The following is a 23,301-nucleotide window of genomic DNA, read 5'->3' on the forward strand; positions in this document are numbered from 1 at the left end:
TTGGAACATCAATATGAACAGGCTTTAAGGTTATACATACAAAAGCTGACGGGTAACTTATCTGCAGCAGAGGAAAGCTATGTACATAAAATGCTGGCAGAAGATGCCGCCTTCAGGGAAATATGGTCATCCCTGGAAAAGGAAAGCATCTCCCTTAATACAGAAGAATACCTTAATAAGATAGATGCAGCAGCCGGTTTACAGGAACTTAAACAACGGCAGACCGTAAACCGGATTTTCCCCTGGAAAAGCGTGGCTGCAGCTGCTGTTGTACTTATAGCAGTAGCTTATTTCCTGTTCCCGCGCGGCACCAATAAACAGCAGATAGCGCAACAAAAGATCTCCAAACCACAACAGATAAGCCTCTTAACCGGTAATGGTCAATCCATTAGATTAGATACTACCGGTACTATCGCGTTGGGCAATGCTACTTTAAATACCAGCGGGGGTACATTAAAATACACTTCCGCAGATACCATACAGAATACTTTGCTGGTCCCTGCCGGTAAGAACTATAAACTCGTTTTGTCCGATGGCTCCGAGGTGTGGCTGAACGCTGCCACCCGTTTACGCTTCCCTTTCCATTTCGCAGGTCCATCCAGGGAAGTATATATTGACGGGGAAGCCTATTTTAAGGTCGCTAAAGACGTTGATCGTCCTTTTATCGTCCATACACCCCTTACGAGGGTAGAAGTGCTGGGAACGGCCTTTAATGTCAATACTTATCAATCCGGCCAGGTACAGACCGCCCTGGTAGAAGGCAGGGTCATTGCCCGCAGTGCCAATGGCGAAAGTCAGGACCTGCGCCCTGGCTATAAAGCAGATTACCAGCAGGCCAAAGGATTCACCACCCGTCCCTTTGACGAAGAAGAGGTGCTCTCCTGGATGAATGGCGTTTATTACTTCCATAGCATGCCTTTAACCGAACTGGCAGGCCTGGCCTCCCGTTTTTATGGTATCCATATCACATTAGATGAAAAGAAATTTGCAGGCGTAGCCACTACAGGCCTGATGGACAGGAACAAGCTCAATGACTTCCTGAACGATCTGCAAACCACCGCTCATATCACTTACCAGTTATCTGGTGATGAGCTGTACATTAAATAATTTATCTCTCCCGAAAAAAATCGTTTTAGCGTTCACCCGTTTTCCATGTTACGTTGTAGTTGTATTGAAAAGCAGTTTTAACAGCTTAATGCTACACCATCGTATAACTTTTAAATGATCAACCAAAATGAGAAAAAGTGTACGCCATTGCCACCTGGCTATGCGGAGAGGTATACTATTATACCTTCTGCTGGGCTTAGGCTTTATTGCAAAAGCGCAGGATACTCCGCTCCAATCCACGGTTACGGTAACAGGCCACGACATTTCCCTGTTACAGATTTTTCAGTCCATTAAAAAGCAGACAGGTTTCACACTTGTTTACAGCAACCAGCTATTAAACGATGGCGAGAAAGTTGACGTCAATTTCAACAAAGTACACTTACAGGAAGTGTTAGCCTCCCTGTTTAAAGACAGGAACATCAGCTACGAGGTGAAAAACAACCGCATAGTGCTTGATAAAAAAGCACCTGAGGCGGCCAATACAACCCAATCTGTAAAAGAGGGAAAGCAGGAAAGCCGGATAGTAAAAGGACAGGTAATGGACGGGGAAGGGCACCCGCTACCCGGCGTAACAGTGTCAGTCAGGGGAACAACTAAAGGAGTGATCACAGATGAACTGGGTGTATTCTCTATCGCCGCTTCCAACGATGATATATTGAGGGTGGCCATGATGGGGATGAACCCGGAAGAAGTTAAAGTGCGGGACCAGAAAACACTGAAGGTAACTTTAAGTGAAAAAATAGATAAGCTTGATGAAGTGGTGGTAGTAGGGTTTGGCAGCCAGAAGAAAGTAACTGTTACGGGTTCTGTGTCTACTGTAAACATGGATGATATGAGAACGCCTGTACGCTCTCTGACCAATGCGCTGGCGGGAAAAGTCGCCGGTATAATATCCATGCAGAGCGGTGGCGGTGAACCGGGTTACGACAATCCTAATTTTACCATTCGTGGTATAGGCACTTTCACGGGTAGTACTTCTCCGCTGATCATTGTAGATGGTGTACAACGCGACGATGTGAACAGTACTTATGGTGGTGCTTTTAATAATATAGATCCGGAAGATGTACAGAGTATCTCTTTATTAAAAGATGCGTCTGCTACTGCAATATATGGTGCCAAAGGTGCCAATGGGGTGTTGATCATCACCACTAAAAGAGGGGTGGCCGGAAAACCTAAGGTCTCAGCGAAAGTAGAATCAGGGGTGAATGGTCTTACCAGGCTGCCTAAGATGCTGGATGGCGTAAATTATATGAAGCTATACAACGAGGCAAGAACAAACGATGGCAATTCCGCTACCTATTCCGATGAAGTGATCGAAAAAACTGCCAGCGGTCTGGACCCTTATCTCTATCCCAATGTAAACTGGATCAATACTATCTATAAAGATCTTACACCCATGACCAACGCCAATGTGAATATAAGCGGTGGGGGAGAGTCTATGAGATATTATGTATCCACCTCTTTTTACAACCAGGACGGTCAGTATAAAGTGAAGAACCTGAGCGGATATAATCCTAATCTTAATTTTAAAAGATACGATTTCCGTACCAATGTTGATCTGAATGTAACGAAGACAACAGTGTTGTCTATGAATATTGCCGCTATGCTGGTGAACAGCCGGTATCCGGGTACTTCTGCCGGTAATATATGGTACGCTGCATATGCTACCAATCCTATTTCTTTCCCCGTTAAATATCCTGGTAATTTATGGGCAGGCCCCAGGAATAATGGTGGTGCCAATCCTTTCAACCTGGTCCAGAATCTGGGATACAGCACAGAGTTCAAACCTTCTGTGCAGTCTGTAGTAACACTGAACCAGAAACTGGATATGATCGTACCGGGATTAACCGCAATGGGAAGGTTTTCTTTTGACACCTATGGTGAATTCAATACCAGCAGAACAGGGTATAATGACCTCTGGTATGCGGGTTCAAGAGATGCTTCCGGAAATCTTGTGTATGAACGTGTAAGGACGGGCAGCACTTATCTTGGCTATGGCACTTCATCTTCGGGTGAACGTATTATGTACCTGGAAGGTAATATTGCTTACGATCATGCTTTTGGGAATCACACTTTCGGTGGATTAATAGTAGGTACAATGCGCAACAGGGTGAGAGGTGCTGCACCGGACCTGAAATCGGCTATTCCTTACCGTAATCAAAGTATGGCAGGCAGGATCACTTATTCCTTTAAAGATAAATACCTGGCAGAATTAAACGTAGGGGCTACCGGATCTGAAAACTTTGAAGCAGGTCACCGGTGGGGATATTTTCCAGCTGTATCTGCAGGTTGGGTAATCTCTAAAGAAGCCTTCTTCGCACCATTAACACATACGGTAAGCCTGCTTAAAATAAGAGGTTCCGTAGGCTCTACAGGTAATGACCAGATAGGGACCCTGGAGGGCGGCGACAGGTTCGGCTATCTTACTTATATCTCTGGTGCAAATGGTATTGTTTTCGGTACTTCTCCTGTTGGTTATGGTGGTATATCCGCTACTGTTATCGGTACACAGAACCTGACGTGGGAAAAATCCGTTAAAACCAATGTAGGTCTTGAAGTGGGATTATGGAATAAATTAAGTCTGACGATAGATGCCTTCAGGGATAAGAGATCGGAGATATTAATTAACCGTCAGTCTATTTCTTCTATCGCAGGTTATAGTGGATTAAAAATCTATACCAATATGGGAGAGATGAAGAACATTGGTATTGATGGTAGTTTTGAATATGATACGCGTATAGGTAAAGATATCACGCTACGCGTTTTTGGTAATATCACCTATGCTAAGAATAGAATTGTTTATGCAGATTATCCCAAATATCTATATACTTATCAGCAACCTGAAGGTCACCGGTTTGGTGAATATATGGGTTATGTAAGCAAAGGATTATTTGTTGATCAGGCTGATGTGGATAAAAGTCCTACACAAACAAGGACCGTATTTCCGGGAGATATCAAGTATGAAGATTTGAACGGAGATGGTGTTATAGACAGTAATGACAGAACTTACTTAGGTAAGTCCTATTTCCCTACCTGGTCTTATGGTTATGGGTTTAATTTCGGTTATAAGAAGATCTCTCTTTCCGCTGTTTTTGCAGGCGTAGCTGATGTAGGTATCATGGCAAATGGCGCTGATATAGTGTCAACGGATGGTTCTGCAAGCGGTGTAGGTGTGGTGCCATTCACCGGTATCGGTCAGTATCCTGCAAATGTATTATCTAATTCAACAAGCAGATGGACAAAAGAAAATCCCAGTCAGAATGTAGATTACCCACGCTTAACAATCACCAATACCAGCGATAACAATTATGTAAACAGCAGCTGGTGGTTGAAAGATGGTAGTTTCATGCGATTGAAACAGGTGTCACTGGGTTATTCATTTATCACACCCGATATGAAGAAGAAGGGCATCAGCAATCTTGAAGTGTATGGAGCCGCTACCAACCTGCTGACCTTCTCGAAGTTCAAACTATGGGACCCTGAACTGGGTGGTAACGGGGCGAAATATCCTTATGCAAAAACAATGACCGTAGGTATAAGGGCTCAATTTTAAACAAGACAAAAAGATAATCATATGAAATACTTATTGTTTCTTTTAGTCGTATTGTCTTCCTGTAGCAAGTATCTTGATAAAAAGCCGGATAATCTTTTAACGGAAGACCAGATATGGCAAACACGTGCAAATGCAGAGGCTTATCTCTATAATATTTATAGTTATGTATATAATACAGACGGAGGAGATTATGCTTCTATGGGAGCTTCTGATGAGACATCTGTTTCAATACCTACAACGACTGTAAGACAAATGGTAAGTGGTAACTGGAATGTTGCCAGCGGATACTTTAATAACTGGTCGAATTATTATGCAGCCATCAAGAAATCGTATGTGTTTGAACAGAATATTGATAAAGTACCCACTAATCAATTGAGTGATGATCTGAAGATACAGTATAAGGGGGAGAACCTTTTTTTACGCGGTTATTATTACTGGATGATTTTAAGACAGTATGGACCTTTTGTAAAATTGACCGGACAGTTGGGGCAGGATGAGGATTTTAGCCAGTATCCACGTGCTCCTTTTGATACCTGTGCATCGTATATATCTTCATTGATGGACCAGGCGGCATTGAACTTACCAGCAGTATGGTCTTCTTCCAGTAATAACGGACGTCCTACCAAAGGAGCCTGTTTAGCGGTAAAAGCCAAGGTAGCACAACTGGCTGCCAGTCCGCTGTGGAATGGGAATACTTACTTTGCCAACTTTAAGAATGCAGATGGTACAGCATTAGCTCCTGCCAGTTATAGTGAAGACAAATGGAAAGTAGCGGCAGCTGCTGCAAAGGCGGTAATTGATGGTGGTAATTATAAGTTGTTTACCAACCTGGATAATGGGGGAACTACGTTTGATCCTTATCTCTCAGTCAGGGATTTATTTTTAACCAACTGGAATGACGAGATCATCTTTGCAAATGTAGGCTGGTCTCGCTGGGGGTATACGAAATGTGTGTCTCCTGGTCCGGGTGGGTATAATCTGTACGATGTTACGCAGAATCTGGTGGACGCATTTTACATGAACAACGGCCGTACAATTGATGATCCTTCTTCCAATTATGTAGAAACAGGGTTTGCTCCTTCTGCCAGTACTAATAGCTGGGGACATCGTAAGAGCGACTGGAACATGTATGCCAACAGGGAACCCCGTTTTTATGCCTATATACAGTATAATGCACGCCCTGTATTACCTGCTCCTACAGTAGATGATAAGAATTTTTATTCTTCTGATGAGAATGTTGATGGCCAGGGAAGAACCGAGTTTTACTATAATGGTAAATCTGGTCAGCGTTCTGCCGGCAGTAATAATATCACCGGTTATTTAGCCTTGAAGAGGGTAAGTCCTAATGATAATATAAGAAATGATGTTAGTTCTTTCCACGGCCCTTATATCCTGATGCGCTACGCGGAGATATTATTAGATTATGCCGAAGCATTGAATGAATACGATCCCGGTAATGGTGATATCGTCACTTATCTCAATATGGTGAGAACAAGAGCAGGATTGCCCGGTATTGAAACCGTATATCCTTCAGCGGTAGGTAATAAAGACCAGATGAGAAAATATATTCTGCAGGAAAGAGAAGTAGAATTATGCTTTGAAGCAGACAGGTATTATACGCTGACCAGAAGGCTGCTGCTGGGTAACCAGGAAAACAAGGCCATCTATAGCATGAATGTAAATGCCAACGACAATGGCTTAGGATTTTCTTTCACCGGTTTTTATACCAGAACGCTTTTCCAGCAAAGATTTTGGGATAATAAGATGTACCTGTTCCCGATAAATCAGGGAGATATTGAGAGAGACAGGGCACTGGTGCAGAATCCGGGATGGTAATAAATTCTTTTACAACACAATTACAGTATTATGATCAGGTATATCATAGCAGGTTGTTTGATCTTCTTTACAGCTTGTAAGAAGGATAACGGGTTTACGCATAGTGCCGGATCTCCGATGTCGGTGGATCATTTTACACCGGAGCAGGGTGGTGGCGCGACATCTATATTAATTACAGGGAGTAATTTCTCTACGGATACAGCTGCTATCTCTGTCACTATCAATGGTAATAAACTGGCCATTACCGGAGCCAGTGCCACGCAGGTGATGGCAGTAGTGCCTGCCAGATGCGGCTCTGGCAAAGTGGTTGTAAAAGTGGGATCTGATAGTGTGGTGAGTACGGATATTTTTAATTATGTGTTCACCCGTACTGTGACTACAATAGCCGGTAACGGTACTGCGGGTTTCTCCAATGGACAGGGGGCAGATGTGATGTTTAATTTTAACGGGCAGCCGTGGTACAGGAGTAAAGGGATTACAGTGGATGATAATCTGAATCTGTATATCGCTGATCCGGGAAATCATTGTATCCGGAAAATAGATGACAAGGGGAATGTGACCACATTTGCGGGTAATCCGAATGCCGCAGGGTATGCAAACGGGCAGGGCCTGGCAGCGCAGTTCAGTTTGCCTTATGATATCGCTATTGATGCGCAGGGGAATTTATATACAGCTGATCCTGGTAACTGGGATATCAGGAAAATTACGCCGGATGGTACGGCCGTTCTTGTGGGATGGGCCAGCCAGGAACCCTGGAGTATAGCGATAGATCCTACTACGGGATTTTTATATTATTCAAATTTTTCCAATTCGGGTAATGTGTATAAGATGGATACTGATGGTAGCAGTACAACGGTGATACAGGGACTTAATAAGCCTGCAGGGATGCACTTTGATAAAGACGGTAATCTCTTCATCGCTATAGCTGATGATCATGTAGTCAAAAGATTTGATAAGAATACCTGGGCAGAGACTACAATTGCCGGTCAGGCAGGAACTCCGGGATATGTAAATGGTGCAGGTATGGACGCGAGGTTTGCAAATCCGTTTGGACTCACAGTGGATGCGGCCTCCAACGTTTACGTGGCAGGTAACGGGACAGTGGATGGTAGTACGTCTAATGTTGATCAGAGTATTCGTTTTATCGCCGGTGGTAGTTGGGTAGTGGGTACATATGCCGGCAGCGGATCTGCAGGTTATGCAGATGCTATCGGAGAAGCAGCCGCTTTTAGTGCACCGGGAGGCGTGGCAGTGGATAAGAATGGCGTGGTGTACGTATTAGATAAGAACAATAACCGCATTAGGAAAATAGTATCACAATAGCATGAAATATATGAACATATTTTTGATAGCCCTGATGATGGCCGCCTGTAGTAAAGGCGGCACATCATCAGACAATAATATTATCCCAAACACACACAAGTATTATGTTTCCCCTGCAGGCAATGATGCCAATGCAGGCACTTTAAATGCTCCTTTCAGGGCTATTAACACTGCTTTAAGTAAAGCGATAGCAGGAGATACCGTTATCGTCAGGCAGGGTATCTATTATGAGAAAGTGAGTTTCCCTAAATCGGGCCGGCTGGATAAGCAGATCACCTTAAAGGCATACCCCGGAGAGATACCTGCGATTGATGGCACAGGGTTGTCCATTACAGGCAAGGAAGCACTGGTAACTTTCAGCAATGCGAGTTACATTACTTTCGAAGGCTTTGACGTATGTAATTACAAAAGCAGTACTCCCTGGGTAAACGTCAACGGGATAATAGCTAATGGAAGCTCCTCCAATCTGATCATCAGGAATAACAGGATTTATAATATAGAACATAATGTTGCGCCTGCAGATGGAAGAAGCGGGCACGGAATAGAGATTGCGGGTAATACCACTACCCCGATGAAGAATATCCTGGTAGAAGGAAATGAGATCCATGACTGCAACACCGGGTATAGTGAGAACTTAACCATCAACGGTTATGTAGATGGGTTTACAATAAAGGGCAACAAAATATACAATGCAGAGAACATTGGTATTGATGCCGCCGGTGGCTATTCCGCCAACCCTACACCTGCACTTAACTATGCCCGTAATGGGGTGATCAGCGATAATGAGCTGTACAATATAGATATGACCACCGGGCCAATAGGCGGTAGTACCGGGCACGGTGCTATCGGTATTTACGTAGACGGTGCCAGGAACATCATTATAGAAAGAAATAAAATTCATGAAGTGGACAGAGGGATTGGTATCGTAAGTGAGAATGATGCTTTTCCTACCAATGATTGTATTGTCCGCAATAACTTTGTGTCTAACAGTTTCCGGGCGGGGATCTATTTGGGGGGATATCTTAATTATACTTCCGGTGGTACCAGCAACTGTTATGTAGTGAATAATACCCTGTATTTTAATAATAAGGAATCAGGCGCTTTTGGAGAGATAGAAGGAGAGATCAGATTAACAGAGCAATGCTTTAATAATGTGATTAAAAACAATATTATTTATGCCCGGCCGGTAGATCTTTTTATCCATAAGTATACTAATTCCGGGAGTAATAATATCATTGATAATAATCTCTATTTTACTACGGGTACACCGCAGTGGATATGGAACAGTACGAATGATGCTCCTGTTACGGATCTTGCTACCTGGCGTACTGTGAGTGGTAATGACGCGGCTTCTGTAAATGGTGTAGACCCTTTACTGGTAAGCAGTACAGATCTGCATATACAGCCTGCTTCTCCTGCTAATAATACAGGAGTAGTGATTTCAGCTGATATAAACGGAACAACGGATATAGACGGGCATCCGCGTATCATTAATAATAAGATTAGCAAAGGGGCGCATCAGCCGCAATAATTAAAGCATGTTCAGGATATTTTGTTTACTGTTATTACCCATACAGTTGTTGGCTGCGGATTTTAGTGGAGTGAAGGGGATTGTTGACAGAAGGGTGCCGTGGTTGCATGTTACATTTAAAACAATACCAGGGAAGGATGTATTCTCCTTAGAAACCAGGAACGGGCAGTTAGTTATCAGCGCTGATAATCCTAATGCAGCTGCTGTTGGTCTCAACTGGTATCTGAAATATTATTGCCACCGGTCTATGTCGCATATGGGAGATAACCTTTCAGCGGTCTTTCCTTTGCCTGTCATCAAAGAAACAATTACAATAAATGCTGCTGCGCAATACCGTTATGCACTCAACTACTGCACCTACAATTACACCATGAGTTTTTACAGTTGGAAAGACTGGGAGCATGAACTGGACTGGATGGCGTTAAACGGTGTGAATGTAATGCTGGTAGCGAATGGTGAAGAAGCCGTATGGCAGAATGTATTGAAACGTATAGGTTATTCTGATAAGGAGATCAGTGATTATATCACTGGTCCTGCTTATAACGCCTGGTGGCTGATGGGTAATATACAGGGATGGGGTGGCCCTATGCCACAGACAGAGATAGATAACCGTGCTTCACTGACGAAAAAGATGATCACACGTATGAAGTTATTAGGTATCTCGCCTGTAATGCCTGCATTTTATGGCATGGTTCCCAGCACACTGAAGAACAAAACCACTGCTCATATCATCAATCAAAGCAAATGGGGAGCTTTTGTAAGACCGGATATATTAGATCCTACAGATACTGCCTTCACACGTATAGCTGGTATCTTCTATGAAGAAACACAACGTATCTATGGTAAAGACATTCATTTCTTTTCAGGAGACCCCTTCCATGAAGGTGGTATCACTGATGGCGTTGATTTAGGCAAAGCTGGTGCCGCTATTCAAAAAGCCATGCAGCAGTATTTCCCTGGTGCTATCTGGGTGTTACAGGGCTGGCAGGATAATCCGCGTAAGGAGTTACTGGCAGAGACAGACAAATCCACTATCCTGGTGCAGGAGTTATTCGGAGAGAATACTAACAACTGGGAAACACGGGACAGTTATGAACATACGCCTTTCATCTGGTGTACCGTTACCAACTTTGGAGAAAGACCGGGATTAAGCGGCAAGCTGCAACGCTTTGCGGACGAAGTGTATCGCGCGTCTCAGGCTTCCGGATATATGAAAGGAGTGGGGATCATGCCGGAAGGGATTAATAACAACCCCGTTACCTACGAATTATTATTGGAGCTGGGATGGCATAAAGAGCATGTAAAAGTCGAAGACTGGATCACAGGGTATATAACAGCCCGTTATGGCAAATATAACCCGGATATAGCCCGTGCCTGGCAGTCTTTCTTATCTACTATCTACAGTAATCCCGGATACCAGGAAGGCCCTCCGGAGAACATTTTATGTGCAAGACCTGCCTTAAAAATAAAATCCGTTTCCAGTTGGGGAAATCTGAAAAAAGGATATGATACAACTGTATTCGCTAATGCCGTGAAAAGTTTTGAATCAGCAGCAGGCTCTTTTTCTAATAGTGAAACATATAAAATAGACCTGATCAATTTTAAAAGACAGGTACTGGCTAATCAGGCGGATAAAGTATTTGCAGATTTTGTGGCTGCTTATAACAGCAAAGACATGCCTGCTTTTGATAAATCTTCCAAAGCATTTTTGCAATTACATGATCTTACTAACCAGTTATTAAATTCACATCCCTATTACCGTCTAAGTACCTATCAGCAGCAGGCAAAATATCACTTGTTAAATGCGATGATGCTGATCACTTACTGGGGAGAGAATGACCCCAAAGAAGATAACCTGCATGATTATGCATATAAAGAATGGAGCGGGATGATGCTCACGTTCTATAAAAAACGCTGGGAGTTGTATTTCGATTATCTGAAAGGGAATACAGCAGTACCTGACTGGTTTACATGGGAGAGGGACTGGGTAAAGAACAATACCCAATCCCATTAAATTTATCTTTGCCCGTAAGCGACGATAGATGCCTTCGCAATGGTATTGCCAAAAATGTTAAACCCGATAAATGCAGCAGTAGCATTTTTATCTAAGGTTAATTTGCTTTTCAGTGCATACACTGTCACCAGGTATTCATGTGGAGGACCAGGATTAGGGGCTGCACCTACATAACCAGGTTTACCCATGTCTGTATTACCCTGGATAGCTCCGGCAGGCAATAAGTTTTTAGTAACATCACCGGCGCCAGCTTGTATTTCTTTGATGTCTGCAGGGATATTATATACCATCCAGTGCCAGAAACCGCTACCGGAAGGCGCATCCTTGTCATAAATAGTGATAGCGAAACTCTGGGTGCCGGCGGGTGCGTTTTCCCATGATAACTGAGGCGATAAGTTTTCGCCGGTGTACCCCATGAAATTGGCGTACTGCTTATTGGATATTTGTCCGCCCATATCATTGCTTTTCAATGTGAAAGTTTGTGCAGATACAGTTGTACAGATCGTAACAATCGCCAAGAGAAACAGGAGTTTTTTCATTTTACCTTTTTATTTAGGATTCAAAGGTAGTATGCCGGGGAGGTGTCCTGTTAGGGATAACAGTTCAAAAATTACAGATAAAAGTTCAATTTCTTTGTTGATACTCGCTGGGGGTGAGCCCGAATGTTTGTTTGAAAGAATGTGTAAAACTGGAATGGTTTTCATATCCTACTTTATGGTAGATATCACTGGGCTTTTCATTACTGTTGCGTAATAAGGTGGCTGCCAGTTCCATTCTCTTTTGCAAAAACCATTTGTTGGGAGAGGTACTGTATAATTTAGAGAACTTCCTTTTGAAGGTAGAGAGGCTCATGTTACAGAGAAATGCCAGTTCATCTATTGTGATGCAATTTCCGATATTAGCTTCTACTGCTTTCCTGATAATAAGATCTTCCTGGTTTTCTAATACGGCCGTGCGTAAGCTGATCACTTCATCCCTGTATTTATCACACATGTATAACATCAGCTCTTCTAACTTTAAAACCCGCATGGCTTTAGAGATAGGTTTGTTAGTAGCCAGCATCAGGTTTAATGAAGCAATAAAATTTTGCAGGAAATCATCTACCTGGAATACTATAAATGGTTCTTCCATAGATCTCTTTATGTTGGTATCAAAGATATCCGGATGTTTCATGAAGAAGTTAACCAGCTCGCTGTTATCGAAGAAGAACAGTACGCTTTTGTAAACCCCGTTTTGTGTAGTCCTTTCGCTCATCAGGCAATTACCGGATGAGAGTAGTAAAAACTCCGTATTATTTATATGTGCACTCTTTTGCGAATAGTAAACACTTTTACTACCTTCTGTTAAGAAACTGAAGATGTTTTGATTGAGTATTATCTTACTTTTTTCAGTATTGGAAGAGGATTGATAGCTGAAAATTGAAATGCTATCAGTGGTATTGAGATCTTCCGGCAATGAAAATATATTCATATACCAAAGGTAATAAATCATTCAACAACATCTGGCAAATAACATGCAAACTACTACCGCACAGGTATAAGATTTACCTGGCAGGCTTCACCCCCCTCGCTGGTCATGATCACTCTTTTCATGCTGCCATCTTTATTATAGTACAGATAGTCTATGCATACGGAACGGCGAAAGCTAAAATAGATAGAATCAGCAGTTTCATAACGGTGGATTTAATAGTCTTTCAAATATAAGTGTTAATCTGACAATTTAGGAATTATATACATCTCAGTAATAATTATATAAATTTCACTAAGGAGCTTTAGCCTTATCTTTGGGGGGTGATGGGTAAAAAGGTCATAAAAGCTTATTTCCTGCTGGTTGTATTCTTCCTGAATACGCTGGTAGGGATGGCCTGCGCCCTGACTCCGCATGACTGCTGCCATAAACATGAGGCGATAGCCAGTAAGCACTGCTGTAATGATGCTGTGCTTAAATTCCAGCAACTGGATAAAAGCCTTGAACAGCACTTTAATACGGTGATGAATGCCCCTGTGGTATTCATTACGCTTCCTTCCCTGCAAATTGTTTATAACAGCTACCCGCAGCAATACCGTATCGTAAGGCAGGAAATACCACCTGATGACATACGTGTGTCTATTCAATCCTTTCAGATTTGATGTGATAGCCCATGTTTTGGCTAATATCCGGCAGGATATTAGCTGCTATTCTTATTGCTATCTTTTAACATTAAATCTTTTACGATGAAAAGTCTGATCCTTTCAACGATATTATTATTTTCCTCTTTTTCTTCTACAGGCCATTTATCTCCCCTGTTAAATCTGTACCTGGATATCAAGGATGCCCTGGTGAACAGTGATGCCGCTACTGCTGCTACTAAAGCGGCTGAATTCGCCAAAGTGGTGAATGCTGTTGATATAAATAGCCTTACAGCAGAAGAACAGGCCGCTTTTAAGCCTTTACAGCAGAAGTTGTCTGCGGATGCTGAATCCATAGCCAAAACTACGGACCTGAGCGGGCAAAGGGTTGCTTTTAAGGCATTTTCTGATCATATGTACGCCTTGTCCAAAGCAGTGAAGTTGTCTGATGAATCATTATACCAGCAGTATTGCCCTATGAAAAAGAGCTACTGGCTGAGTAAAGACGCGGCGATTAAGAATCCTTATTATGGCAAACAGATGCTGACATGCGGAAAAGTAAGCGATACATTATGAGAAAGATACTTTTAATGTTGCTGGTATATTCTTCTGCATCTGCACAACATCCTTTGCCGAAGCAGCGGCCGGAAAGACCGATGAAGATGTCCCATGACAAACTCATGAAGATGAAACATGACTTTCCGCCATCTAAGGGAGTCGTGCGTTATGATTTGTACGTATCAGATACCACCGTTAATTATACGGGGAAGTCCCGGCCGGCAATGGCTATTAACGGGTCTATCCCGGCGCCGGTATTATACTTCACGGAAGGAGACACTGCGGAAGTATACGTGCATAACAACATGCACATGGAAACATCTATACATTGGCATGGACTGATATTACCTAACAGGTATGATGGCGTCTCTTATCTCACTACGGCTCCTGTTAAACCGGGTGAAACACATCTGTACCGTTTCCCAATTGTACAAAGCGGCACGTACTGGTATCACTCACATACCATGTTACAGGAGCAAAGCGGTATGTACGGTGCTATTGTGATACATAAAAAGGACGCTCCCGTGCAAAAGGAACATACTTTACTGTTAAGCGACTGGACAAATGACAAGCCTTACGAAGTGGACCGTCGTTTGCACATCGCCAGCGACTGGTTTGCCATCCGTAAGAACAGTGTACAGAGTTACGGAGAAGCGGCTAAAGCAGGCCATTTTAAGACCAAACTGACCAATGAATGGAAGCGTATGCTGGCAATGGACGTTAGCGATGTATACTATGACCAGGTACTGGCCAATGGTAAAAAAGCAGATGAACAGCCACAGTATAAAGCCGGTGATAAAGTAAGATTGAGGATTGTGAACGGCAGCTCTTCTACTTATTTCTGGTTGAACTATGCAGGTGGGAAAATGACTGTGGTGGCCAATGATGGGATGGATGTGGAACCAGTGGAAGTTGATAGGCTGATCATAGGCGTAGCAGAGACTTACGACATAGTGGTGACCATCCCGGAAGATATGAAGTATGAATTCCTCGCTACCTCAGAAGACCGTACACGGTCAACCTCTTTGTTCCTGGGCAGTGGAATGGAGATGCCGGCGAAACATCTGCCCCGCTTGAAATATTTTGAGGGGATGAAGATGATGAATGATATGATGAAGATGAATGGGGAGATGAATGATATGGATATGCAGATGAGTAACCAGCAGATGGATATGAATACGGTAATGTATCCTGAGTTGAGTGAAGAGAAGCATGATATGGGGGATATGAAGGGAATGAAAATGTCTTCTTCGGAAGATATGGTCACGCTGAATTATGGTATGCTTCGCTCTCCTGTAAAAACTAACCTGCCGGCAGGACCGGAGAAAATCCTGCACTTCAATCTTACCGGTAATATGAACCGGTATGTATGGAGTATCAATAACAAAACCGTTTCTGAATCAGATAAGATCCTTATCAAAAAAGGGGAGAACGTAAAGATCATTCTGTACAACGGAACGATGATGCGCCATCCCATGCATTTACATGGCCATTTCTTCAGGGTATTGAACGGGCAGGGAGATTACTCTCCCCTGAAGAATACACTGGATATTATGCCTATGGAAACAGATACCCTGGAATTTGCAGCAACAGAAAGTGGCGACTGGTTTTTCCATTGCCATATCCTCTATCACATGATGAGTGGTATGGGACGGATATTCAGTTATGAAAACTCTCCTGCCAACCCGGAAATTCCGAACCCTGATAAGTCTATAAAGAAGATCTATGCTGATGACCGCCAGATTCATCCTTCTGCAAAAATAGGACTGGAAAGCAATGGCAGTGACGGAGAACTGATCTTCTCCAACACCAGGTACCGTTTACAGACAGAATGGCGTATTGGATTAACACCGGAGAATGGATATGAAAGTGAGAGCCATCTGGGTAGATACATCGGTAAAATGCAATGGCTGTTTCCTTATATAGGCTGGGATTTCCGTTACAGAAAAATGCAGGCGCCGGAGAAAAACCTTTTCGGTCAGATCAATACAAAGAATTACAGAAGCGCTTTTCATGCAGGGGTAGAATATACATTGCCGATGCTGGTCATCGCCGATGCATCTGTAGATACTGATGGAAGATTAAGATTCCAGCTGAGCAGGGAAGATGTACCACTCACCAAACGTCTGCGCTTCAATTTCATGGCTAACACAGACAAGGAATATATGGCGGGATTCAGGTACATCGTAACGAAGTATTTCTCCTTTTCCACACACTACGATAGTGACATGGGATTTGGTGCAGGTGTTACATTAAATTATTAACTGTATTTTAACCAGATCTGCGCTTATTTTAACTCACATCCGTATAAATTGTCTTTTTTACATTTAATAGTTATCTTGCTGATCATACATTTCACTTAAGTTATGGTCAGCAAGAGACTTTTTTTATCTGCAATAATTACCTGTCTTTCTGTAATTGCTGTGGCACAGTCCGTGCGCACGCATATCAACTTTGATACGGACTGGAAATTCCATCGCGGGCATGCTGCTGATGCTGCCAGGGATTTTAACTACAGCCTGGAGACTATCTTCTCTAAATCAGGATCTGCCTGGGGTACACCTGCTGATCCTGCATTCGATGATAAGAACTGGGAGGATGTACAATTGCCGCACGACTGGGTAGTAGGGTTACCTTTTCAATATGTGAAGAACAACGATATAGACGGACATGGTTACAAACCGGTAGGCGGACTGTTTCCCGAGAACAGTATAGGATGGTACCGGAAATCATTTGAGATGAACCGTGCAGATTCAGGCAATCGTTTTGTTATTCAGCTGGACGGTGTGTACCGTGATAGTAAGGTTTGGATTAACGGCTATTATGTTGGTGGTAATTTCAGCGGCTATAACGGTGCGTCTTATGATATCACAGACTTTATCCGTTTCAATAAAACGAATGTACTGGTGGTACGTGCAGATGCTTCCCAGTATGAAGGCTGGTTTTATGAAGGTGCAGGTATTTACAGGCATGTGTGGCTGAATACTATCAATAATGTACATGTCGCTACTGAAGGTGGTGTATATGTGCATACTGCCGCTAAGACTGTGACGATAGAAACAAAGGTGGTGAATAAGAATATTCATCCTGCTAATGCCAGTGTGTATACCGTTATTACCGACAGAAGCGGGAAGAAGATCGCACAGGGAAAAGAAGTACCGTTTACATTAGCGATCAATGAGAGCAGAACAGTTAAACAGGAACTGAATATTCCTGCGGCTACATTGTGGTCATTGGAGAATCCTTATTTATACAGGGCTATTGTCATTGTAAAATCAGAAGGCCGTGTTGCAGATAGTGTACAGGTGCGTTTTGGGGTTAGAACGATTACGGTTGATAAAGATAAAGGCTTGTTCGTAAATGGCCTTCCGGTAAAAGTAAAAGGAGTTTGTTGTCACCAGGACCATGCAGGTGTTGGTGTTGCCTTACCTGATCAGTTACAGTATTACAGGATAGGGTTATTAAAGGAGATGGGCGCAAATGCTTACCGTACCAGTCATAACCCGCCTACACCGGAGTTACTGGATGCCTGTGATAGTTTGGGTATGCTGGTGCTGGATGAACCGCGTTTATTAAACAGCGGTACTGAATATGAAAACCAGTTCAGGCAGCTGATATTGAGAGATCGTAATCATCCCAGTGTTTTCATGTGGTCTATCGGGAATGAAGAATTTGCTACGCAACGGACAGATATAGGTAAGCGTATCGCACAGAATCAGATATTACTGCAACAGGAGTTAGACCCTTCCAGGACCAGCACCTATGCTGCCAATATGGGCAATGATTTCAAGGGTGTGAATGAAGTGATCCCTGTAAGGGGTTTTAATTATAATCTGTATGGTGTGGATGGTTATCATAAAGATCATCCGAACCAGCCTGTAATAGGCACAGAAGTGGCCAGTACGGTGACTACCAGGAGCATCTATGTGAAAGATACCGTACGTGCTTATGTACCTGATTACGATAGCACCTATCCTTCCTGGGCATCTACTGCGGAACAATGGTGGCAGTTGGCTGCTAAACGCGACTGGTTCATGGGTGGTTTTGCCTGGACAGGCTTCGACTACCGTGGCGAACCTACGCCGTACAACTGGCCTAATATCAACTCGCATTTCGGGATTATGGATATGTGTGGTTTCCCTAAGAACGTTTATTACTACTACCAGGCATGGTGGACAGATAAAGATATCCTGCACATCGCTCCTCACTGGAACTGGCCTGGTAAAGAAGGACAGCCGGTGCTGGTATGGATCAATACCAATGCAGATAATGTAGAGCTGTTCCTGAACGGGAAGAGCCTTGGTAAAAAAGATATGCCGCGTAACGGGCATCTCCGCTGGACGGTGAACTATGAACCAGGTACACTGGAAGCGGTGGCTTTCAAGAATGGCAAGAAGATTACATCTAAGGTAGAGACCACCGGAAAAGCAGCACGTATCATCTTAACGCCTTCTAAAACTACTTTATCAGCAGATAATGAAGATGCGGTAGTGGTGAATGTAAGTGCCGTGGATGCTCAGGGCAGGGAAGTACCTGATGCAGCTGACCTGATCCATTTTTCAACAGAAGGTGGAGCGGTGATCATTGGTGTTGGTAATGGAGATCCCAGTAGCCATGAACCGGATCAATGCGTAACTGGAGCATGGCAGCGTAGTTTGTTCGGAGGAAAGGCACAGGTGATTATCAGGGCGAATAATAAGCAGGGAGCTGTATCATTTAAAGCAGAAGGGAATGGGTTGCAGACAGCAACGTTAACATTATAAGTATAATATTTTTTAGGGGGGGAATGCCATATTTAAGCTCAAAATAAACCTATATATTTTTCGTAAACCCAAATTGTAAACCCACTTAAACTGTAAGTATGAAAAAATCCCCCTGTTTTCTGACGGCGATCGTAGCCCTGACTGTTACGATTGCCAGCTGCTCTAAAGATGAAGCTATTGTAAATGACAAAATGCCGGCGGCAACAACAGTTGCAGAAGCGGCTATCACCGGAAATGTAACCTATACGCTGGTTAAATCTGCTACGCCCACGGCAACAGAACAGGCAGCGTACGACCTGATTACCACCGCTATGGATACAGCGGTAAAGTACATGAACGCATACACTACGTTCACTAAATCCATCACGGTTACTTATGTGCCTTCAGTAGCTACTGCCGATGGGAACATCAATGGTTCCATCCGGTTCGGCTCTAATACCTATTACATGAACGCCGCTACAGCGTTACATGAAATAGCACATACTGTAGGTGTTGGTACTTCCAGTGTATGGTGGAACACATTGATCGTCAGTGGTATTTACACGGGGCCGGTAGCTACCCAGATACTAAGAACGATCACCGGCGACTCTACCGCGCAGATTCATGGTGACAGTCAGCATTTCTGGCCTTATGGGTTTAACTACCCCAGTGAGTTCAGTTCTTATCATGATTACATTTATCATTGTAACATCCTGGAAGGGATGAAGCAGGATGGCTTGTAGATAATCTTTTCATGTAGGCACAAAAAAAAGACGGGGATATGATTATCTCCGTCTATTACTTAACCTACAACTGTTAAAACTGTATTTGTACAGAATTAGTTCGACGCAAAATTAGTATTGCTCACGCATATAGGAAAACCAAAAGAACGGAATAGAAAACCAATTTTTCCAAAGCCCCGGAAAATTGGTCCTTTTATCCCACTAATTGGGGTTGTCTCAGCTGACTACGTTAGTTATATTTGTTAAAAATAAACTATATGAGTAAAAGGAAATGGCTGATAGACGCGGATCATTCTGATGTACAGTTCAAAATCAAGCACATGGTGATCTCTAATATCACCGGTGCATTCAACAACTTCCAGGGCGGAGCAACGACAGATCGTAGTCATATTGAAGATGCAGAAGTGCATTTGTCTGTAGATGTAAATAGTATTGATACCAACCAGGAACAGAGGGACGCGCATTTGCGTTCTGCTGACTTTTTTGACACTGCACAGTTTCCGCATATCGATTTCAAATCTCTTTACTTCAGAAAAATAAAAGGTGATAAATATAGCCTTACAGGTAATCTTACCATGAAAGGTATTACCAAACCTGTAGAACTGCTGGCGGAATACGGTGGTACTGTTGTAGACCCTAATGGTAAAACAAAGATTGGTTTTGAAGTAACAGGTTCTATCAGTCGCTGGGAATTCGGACTTAACTATAATGCTGTGATGGAAGCAGGTGGATTTATGCTGGGAGAAGAAGTGGCATTGTTTGCAAATATTCAGTTAGTAGAGCAATAAATTAGTTTTGGGTGCAGGGCTTCGCCCTGTAAAACCCCTTCAATTTTTTTGTAATGGTGCGAAGCTCCATACTAAAAAATTGCTCTTTAATAAGAATAGGAAAAATTGGTTTTTTTATCCGTCGTATTGGAATTGTTTGAACTTATCGATCGCTATACCTTTGTGTCATCACAGCTGGGATATAAAAACGATAGATAAATAAGTAAAACAAAAGACGATGAAAAAGACAATCATGACAGGCATTGCCGCGTTGACTTTAGTGATGGGACTGGCAATAGGAGCTAACGCACAGAGCAAGAACGAAAGACCGGGTTTAATTTTAAGTGCAGGACCGGAAGCAGGAATTCCGGTAGGTAACTGGAACAATTATTATAAGTGGTCATTAGGAGGATCTGTACAAGCTGATCTTGCTATTATTAAGAAAACGTTGTACGTAAATCTGAATGCCGGTTATACCAATGTTTTCGCTGATTATACTACCAGCGCGAACGATTACCAACTCATCCCCGTTAAGGCTGGTTTAAAGTATTTCCCCGTAAGTAACCTGAACTTGTATGTACAGGGACAGGCAGGTGTGACGTTCATTACGAACAGCACTACTCCGTTCAATAACAAATCAGCAGCCTTTGTTTACAGTCCGCAGATAGGGTATTTAATTCCACTTGGCAAAGGCAACTATTTAGATGCTGGTGTGAAGTTTGAAGGTAATTCCAAATTTGTTGACGGAGGGGAATCAAGCAATCTCTTAGGGATCAGAGTAGCTTACGCATTTGGATTATAAATGTTTCAGGGAGTCACAGAGTATAGCGGGAAAGATCGCCTTGAGTAAAGGCGATCTTTCTATTTCTATGACAAAGATGCAAATGGCAGTTTCTTAAATTCGGATGGATTCTCATCTGCAAATTTCTTGAAGAACCTGCTGAAGTGAGAACTGGTATCAAAGTTCAACTGATCAGAAATTTCTTTTACACTTAATGAAGAAGTGGTTAACAATAAACGTGCTTCCAGGTACATCCTTCCATGAATGATCTGCAAAGCATTTTTTCCTGTTTCCTGTTTTACTACTTCACTGAGATGTTTAGCCGATACATGTAGCATATCTGCATACTCCTGCACGGTTCTTTTCTCCAGGAAATTTTCTTCTACCAGGTTCCTGAATTCTACAAACAAAGTATATTGTCTGGAAAGCTGATGATGCGGACTGCTGCTCGTACATTGTTCAAATGCACGGTTCACTTCATAGAGTAACTCTACCAGTTTCAACCGGATCAACTGTAAATGGAACGGTTTACCATCCCGGTATTCCTCATCCATATTTTCATACAACTGCTTTATTTTTACAAATTCAGCATGAGATAATTTATAGATGGGAGGACAGGCCGGATTTAAATCCATCAAAGGATCAAGTACGTTTTGCTTGATAAAGCTATCTGCAATGAATTCCTTTTTAAACATCACCATGTATAACAGCAGATCGTCCGAGGCATTCTCAAAAGAAGTGATGTACCTGGGAGAGACGATGTGCAGCGACATGGGCGTTACGTCAAAAGTAAAAGCGCCTACTGTTTTAGAGCAGGTGCCACGTATGCAGAGTATAATCGCGTAATGATCAGTTTTGATAGGCATTCCTTTTTTCACACTGCCTTCATTGCTGAGGAGAGCGAAATTGTCAGGATGCAGGAGTTCGTCGTACTTGTCCATCCCAAAACTCTGTGCCACTTTCTTATCGAGCGACAGGTAATATTTTATAGTGGATGGAATATCCAATATGGGAGTAGTCGTATTCATAATAAAGGGGCAAAATTAGGGGGAAATTGGCAAATTGTTGCCAATCATGCTGGTATCCTCTAGTATAGTACCTCTATTTTTTCAACACAATGTCCTCTCTGGCAGCCCATGCATTAAGGTCCTGTTTGCTTAAGGCCGCCGCCATCAGATCGGGGAAGAGATCGGGCGTACAGGCGAATACAGGAATGCCTAAGTTGGTGAAAAACTGTGCGTTATCATGATCGTAGGAAGGTGCGCCTTCGTCGTTGAGGGCCAGGAGAACGACTACCTGTACACCGGCAGCGGCCAGTTCGGTGGCTTTTTTGCGCATTTGCTGTTCGTTGCCTCCCTCGAAGAGGTCGGTAATGAGTACCATTACTGTGTCCAGGGGACGGGTAATGATCTGCTGGCAGTAGGTGAGGGCCGCATTGATGTCTGTACCGCCGCCCAGTTGCACCCCGAAAAGCAGTTCTACAGGATCGGTGAGTTCTTCTGTCAGGTCGGCCACTTTAGTGTCGAAAACGATCATCTTTGTATTGACTGCCGGAATACTGGCCATTACGCTGCCAAAGATGCCCGAATAAACCACGGAAGTTCCCATGGAACCACTTTGATCTATACAAAGAACAACGTCCTTTAAAGAGGTCCTTTTGCGGCCATATCCGATTCTTGTTTCGGGGATGATGGTTTTATAGTCGGGTTGGTAGTGTTTCAGGTTTTTAAGGATAGTGACGTGCCAGTTGATCTCATGATGTCTCGGGCGGGTATTGCGGAGACTTCTGCTGATGCTGCCGGATACTGCCTGTTGCATGGGCTGGGAGAGGCGGGCCAGCAGCTGGTCCACCACTTTACGCACTACCTTACGGGCGGTATCTTTTGTTTTATCGGGGATGACCCTGCTGAGGGTCATCAGGGTAGCTACCAGGTGCACATCGGCTTCTACCTGTTCCAGCATTTCCTTTTCGAAGAGCATCTGGGTGAGGTTGAGGCGTTGCAGGGCGTCCTGCTGCATTACCTGGACTACCGTATTTGGGAAGAAGGTACGGATATCCCCCAGCCAGCGGCTGACGTTGGGAGAGGAGGGGCCGAGACCCCCTTTGCGGTCGCTGTCATAGAGAGCGGATAATGCGCCATCCATCTGCAGGTCTGTTTTCCCGAGTTTGAACCCGGTACCGTCATTCTGCTCACCTCCTAATATTAATCTCCATTTCCGGATTTGTTCTTCTTCCAT

17 protein-coding genes are annotated in these 23,301 nt (G+C 43.3%); 13 read left to right on the forward strand and 4 right to left on the reverse strand.

What is annotated here, in order from left to right; all coding sequences use genetic code 11:
* From GO495_RS04315 to GO495_RS04340, 6 genes are all read left to right on the forward strand, one after another.
* Complete coding sequence (locus GO495_RS04315; protein WP_157298444.1) at positions 1-1,107, forward strand: FecR family protein; 1,107 nt, start codon at positions 1-3, stop codon at positions 1,105-1,107.
* 127 nt (positions 1,108-1,234) lie between these two features.
* Positions 1,235-4,660, forward strand: a complete 3,426-nt coding sequence (locus GO495_RS04320) for a TonB-dependent receptor (protein WP_157298445.1) — start codon at positions 1,235-1,237, stop codon at positions 4,658-4,660.
* A 21-nt stretch (positions 4,661-4,681) separates the two neighbouring features.
* Entirely contained in the window at positions 4,682-6,496 is a 1,815-nt protein-coding gene (locus GO495_RS04325) for a RagB/SusD family nutrient uptake outer membrane protein (protein WP_157298446.1), read from the forward strand.
* 30 nt (positions 6,497-6,526) lie between these two features.
* Positions 6,527-7,819 (forward strand): IPT/TIG domain-containing protein, encoded by a 1,293-nt coding sequence (locus GO495_RS04330; RefSeq protein ID WP_157298447.1) that lies wholly within the window; start codon positions 6,527-6,529, stop codon positions 7,817-7,819.
* Positions 7,820-7,829: 10 nt separating this feature from the next.
* Positions 7,830-9,350 carry a right-handed parallel beta-helix repeat-containing protein gene (locus tag GO495_RS04335; protein ID WP_157298448.1) on the forward strand — a complete coding sequence of 507 codons (1,521 nt, stop codon included), beginning with the start codon at positions 7,830-7,832 and terminating at the stop codon, positions 9,348-9,350.
* 7 nt (positions 9,351-9,357) lie between these two features.
* A complete protein-coding gene (locus GO495_RS04340) occupies positions 9,358-11,364 on the forward strand; it encodes an alpha-N-acetylglucosaminidase (protein WP_205691197.1) in 2,007 nt (668 codons plus the stop codon).
* 2 nt (positions 11,365-11,366) lie between these two features.
* Here the strand turns inward: GO495_RS04340 and GO495_RS04345 are convergent, their stop codons facing one another.
* A complete protein-coding gene (locus tag GO495_RS04345; RefSeq protein ID WP_157298449.1) occupies positions 11,367-11,903 on the reverse strand; it encodes a YbhB/YbcL family Raf kinase inhibitor-like protein in 537 nt (178 codons plus the stop codon).
* An 85-nt stretch (positions 11,904-11,988) separates the two neighbouring features.
* Positions 11,989-12,834: a helix-turn-helix domain-containing protein gene (locus GO495_RS04350; RefSeq protein ID WP_157298450.1), complete on the reverse strand. Its 846-nt coding sequence runs from the start codon at positions 12,832-12,834 to the stop codon at positions 11,989-11,991.
* A gap of 323 nt (positions 12,835-13,157) precedes the next feature.
* On the opposite strand from GO495_RS04350, the gene GO495_RS04355 reads away from it, so the two are divergent.
* The 7 genes from GO495_RS04355 (at position 13,158) to GO495_RS04385 (ending at position 21,084) form a co-directional block, all read left to right on the forward strand.
* The gene (locus tag GO495_RS04355; protein WP_157298451.1) at positions 13,158-13,493 is read left to right on the forward strand and encodes a hypothetical protein; all 336 of its coding nucleotides are present in this window, start codon (positions 13,158-13,160) and stop codon (positions 13,491-13,493) included.
* Positions 13,494-13,577: 84 nt separating this feature from the next.
* Positions 13,578-14,048 (forward strand): DUF3347 domain-containing protein, encoded by a 471-nt coding sequence (locus tag GO495_RS04360; protein ID WP_157298452.1) that lies wholly within the window; start codon positions 13,578-13,580, stop codon positions 14,046-14,048.
* Complete coding sequence (locus GO495_RS04365) at positions 14,045-16,294, forward strand: multicopper oxidase domain-containing protein (protein WP_157298453.1); 2,250 nt, start codon at positions 14,045-14,047, stop codon at positions 16,292-16,294. Before GO495_RS04360 ends, GO495_RS04365 begins: the two co-directional genes overlap by 4 nt.
* A 102-nt stretch (positions 16,295-16,396) precedes the next feature.
* On the forward strand, positions 16,397-18,793 hold the full coding sequence (gene galA / locus GO495_RS04370; RefSeq protein WP_157298454.1) for a beta-galactosidase GalA: 2,397 nt from the start codon (positions 16,397-16,399) through the stop codon (positions 18,791-18,793).
* A gap of 98 nt (positions 18,794-18,891) precedes the next feature.
* Positions 18,892-19,515 (forward strand): hypothetical protein, encoded by a 624-nt coding sequence (locus GO495_RS04375; protein ID WP_157298455.1) that lies wholly within the window; start codon positions 18,892-18,894, stop codon positions 19,513-19,515.
* 257 nt (positions 19,516-19,772) lie between these two features.
* Positions 19,773-20,303 carry a YceI family protein gene (locus GO495_RS04380; protein WP_157298456.1) on the forward strand — a complete coding sequence of 177 codons (531 nt, stop codon included), beginning with the start codon at positions 19,773-19,775 and terminating at the stop codon, positions 20,301-20,303.
* 217 nt (positions 20,304-20,520) lie between these two features.
* Entirely contained in the window at positions 20,521-21,084 is a 564-nt protein-coding gene (locus GO495_RS04385) for a hypothetical protein (protein ID WP_157298457.1), read from the forward strand.
* A 65-nt stretch (positions 21,085-21,149) separates the two neighbouring features.
* On the opposite strand, the gene GO495_RS04390 is transcribed toward GO495_RS04385, so the two are convergent.
* Both GO495_RS04390 and GO495_RS04395 read right to left on the reverse strand, forming a co-directional pair.
* Complete coding sequence (locus GO495_RS04390) at positions 21,150-22,091, reverse strand: helix-turn-helix domain-containing protein (protein ID WP_157298458.1); 942 nt, start codon at positions 22,089-22,091, stop codon at positions 21,150-21,152.
* A 73-nt stretch (positions 22,092-22,164) separates the two neighbouring features.
* Positions 22,165-23,301 (reverse strand): vWA domain-containing protein, encoded by a 1,137-nt coding sequence (locus GO495_RS04395; protein WP_157298459.1) that lies wholly within the window; start codon positions 23,299-23,301, stop codon positions 22,165-22,167.

It is taken from the genome of Chitinophaga oryziterrae (assembly GCF_009758125.1).
Taxonomy (GTDB): Bacteria; Bacteroidota; Bacteroidia; order Chitinophagales; family Chitinophagaceae; genus Chitinophaga; species Chitinophaga oryziterrae.

Bases quoted from the DNA above. Each gene is read 5' to 3' on its own strand.
- GO495_RS04320 (WP_157298445.1), top strand. From the start codon at position 1,235: ATGAGAAAAAGTGTACGCCATTGCCACCTGGCTATGCGGAGAGGTATA.
- GO495_RS04325 (WP_157298446.1), top strand. From the start codon at position 4,682: ATGAAATACTTATTGTTTCTTTTAGTCGTATTGTCTTCCTGTAGCAAG.
- GO495_RS04330 (WP_157298447.1), top strand. From the start codon at position 6,527: ATGATCAGGTATATCATAGCAGGTTGTTTGATCTTCTTTACAGCTTGT.
- GO495_RS04335 (WP_157298448.1), top strand. From the start codon at position 7,830: ATGAACATATTTTTGATAGCCCTGATGATGGCCGCCTGTAGTAAAGGC.
- GO495_RS04340 (WP_205691197.1), top strand. From the start codon at position 9,358: ATGTTCAGGATATTTTGTTTACTGTTATTACCCATACAGTTGTTGGCT.
- GO495_RS04345 (WP_157298449.1), bottom strand. From the start codon at position 11,903: ATGAAAAAACTCCTGTTTCTCTTGGCGATTGTTACGATCTGTACAACT.
- GO495_RS04350 (WP_157298450.1), bottom strand. From the start codon at position 12,834: ATGAATATATTTTCATTGCCGGAAGATCTCAATACCACTGATAGCATT.
- GO495_RS04355 (WP_157298451.1), top strand. From the start codon at position 13,158: ATGGGTAAAAAGGTCATAAAAGCTTATTTCCTGCTGGTTGTATTCTTC.
- GO495_RS04360 (WP_157298452.1), top strand. From the start codon at position 13,578: ATGAAAAGTCTGATCCTTTCAACGATATTATTATTTTCCTCTTTTTCT.
- GO495_RS04365 (WP_157298453.1), top strand. From the start codon at position 14,045: ATGAGAAAGATACTTTTAATGTTGCTGGTATATTCTTCTGCATCTGCA.
- galA (WP_157298454.1), top strand. From the start codon at position 16,397: ATGGTCAGCAAGAGACTTTTTTTATCTGCAATAATTACCTGTCTTTCT.
- GO495_RS04375 (WP_157298455.1), top strand. From the start codon at position 18,892: ATGAAAAAATCCCCCTGTTTTCTGACGGCGATCGTAGCCCTGACTGTT.
- GO495_RS04380 (WP_157298456.1), top strand. From the start codon at position 19,773: ATGAGTAAAAGGAAATGGCTGATAGACGCGGATCATTCTGATGTACAG.
- GO495_RS04385 (WP_157298457.1), top strand. From the start codon at position 20,521: ATGAAAAAGACAATCATGACAGGCATTGCCGCGTTGACTTTAGTGATG.
- GO495_RS04390 (WP_157298458.1), bottom strand. From the start codon at position 22,091: ATGAATACGACTACTCCCATATTGGATATTCCATCCACTATAAAATAT.
- GO495_RS04395 (WP_157298459.1), bottom strand. From the start codon at position 23,301: ATGGAAGAAGAACAAATCCGGAAATGGAGATTAATATTAGGAGGTGAG.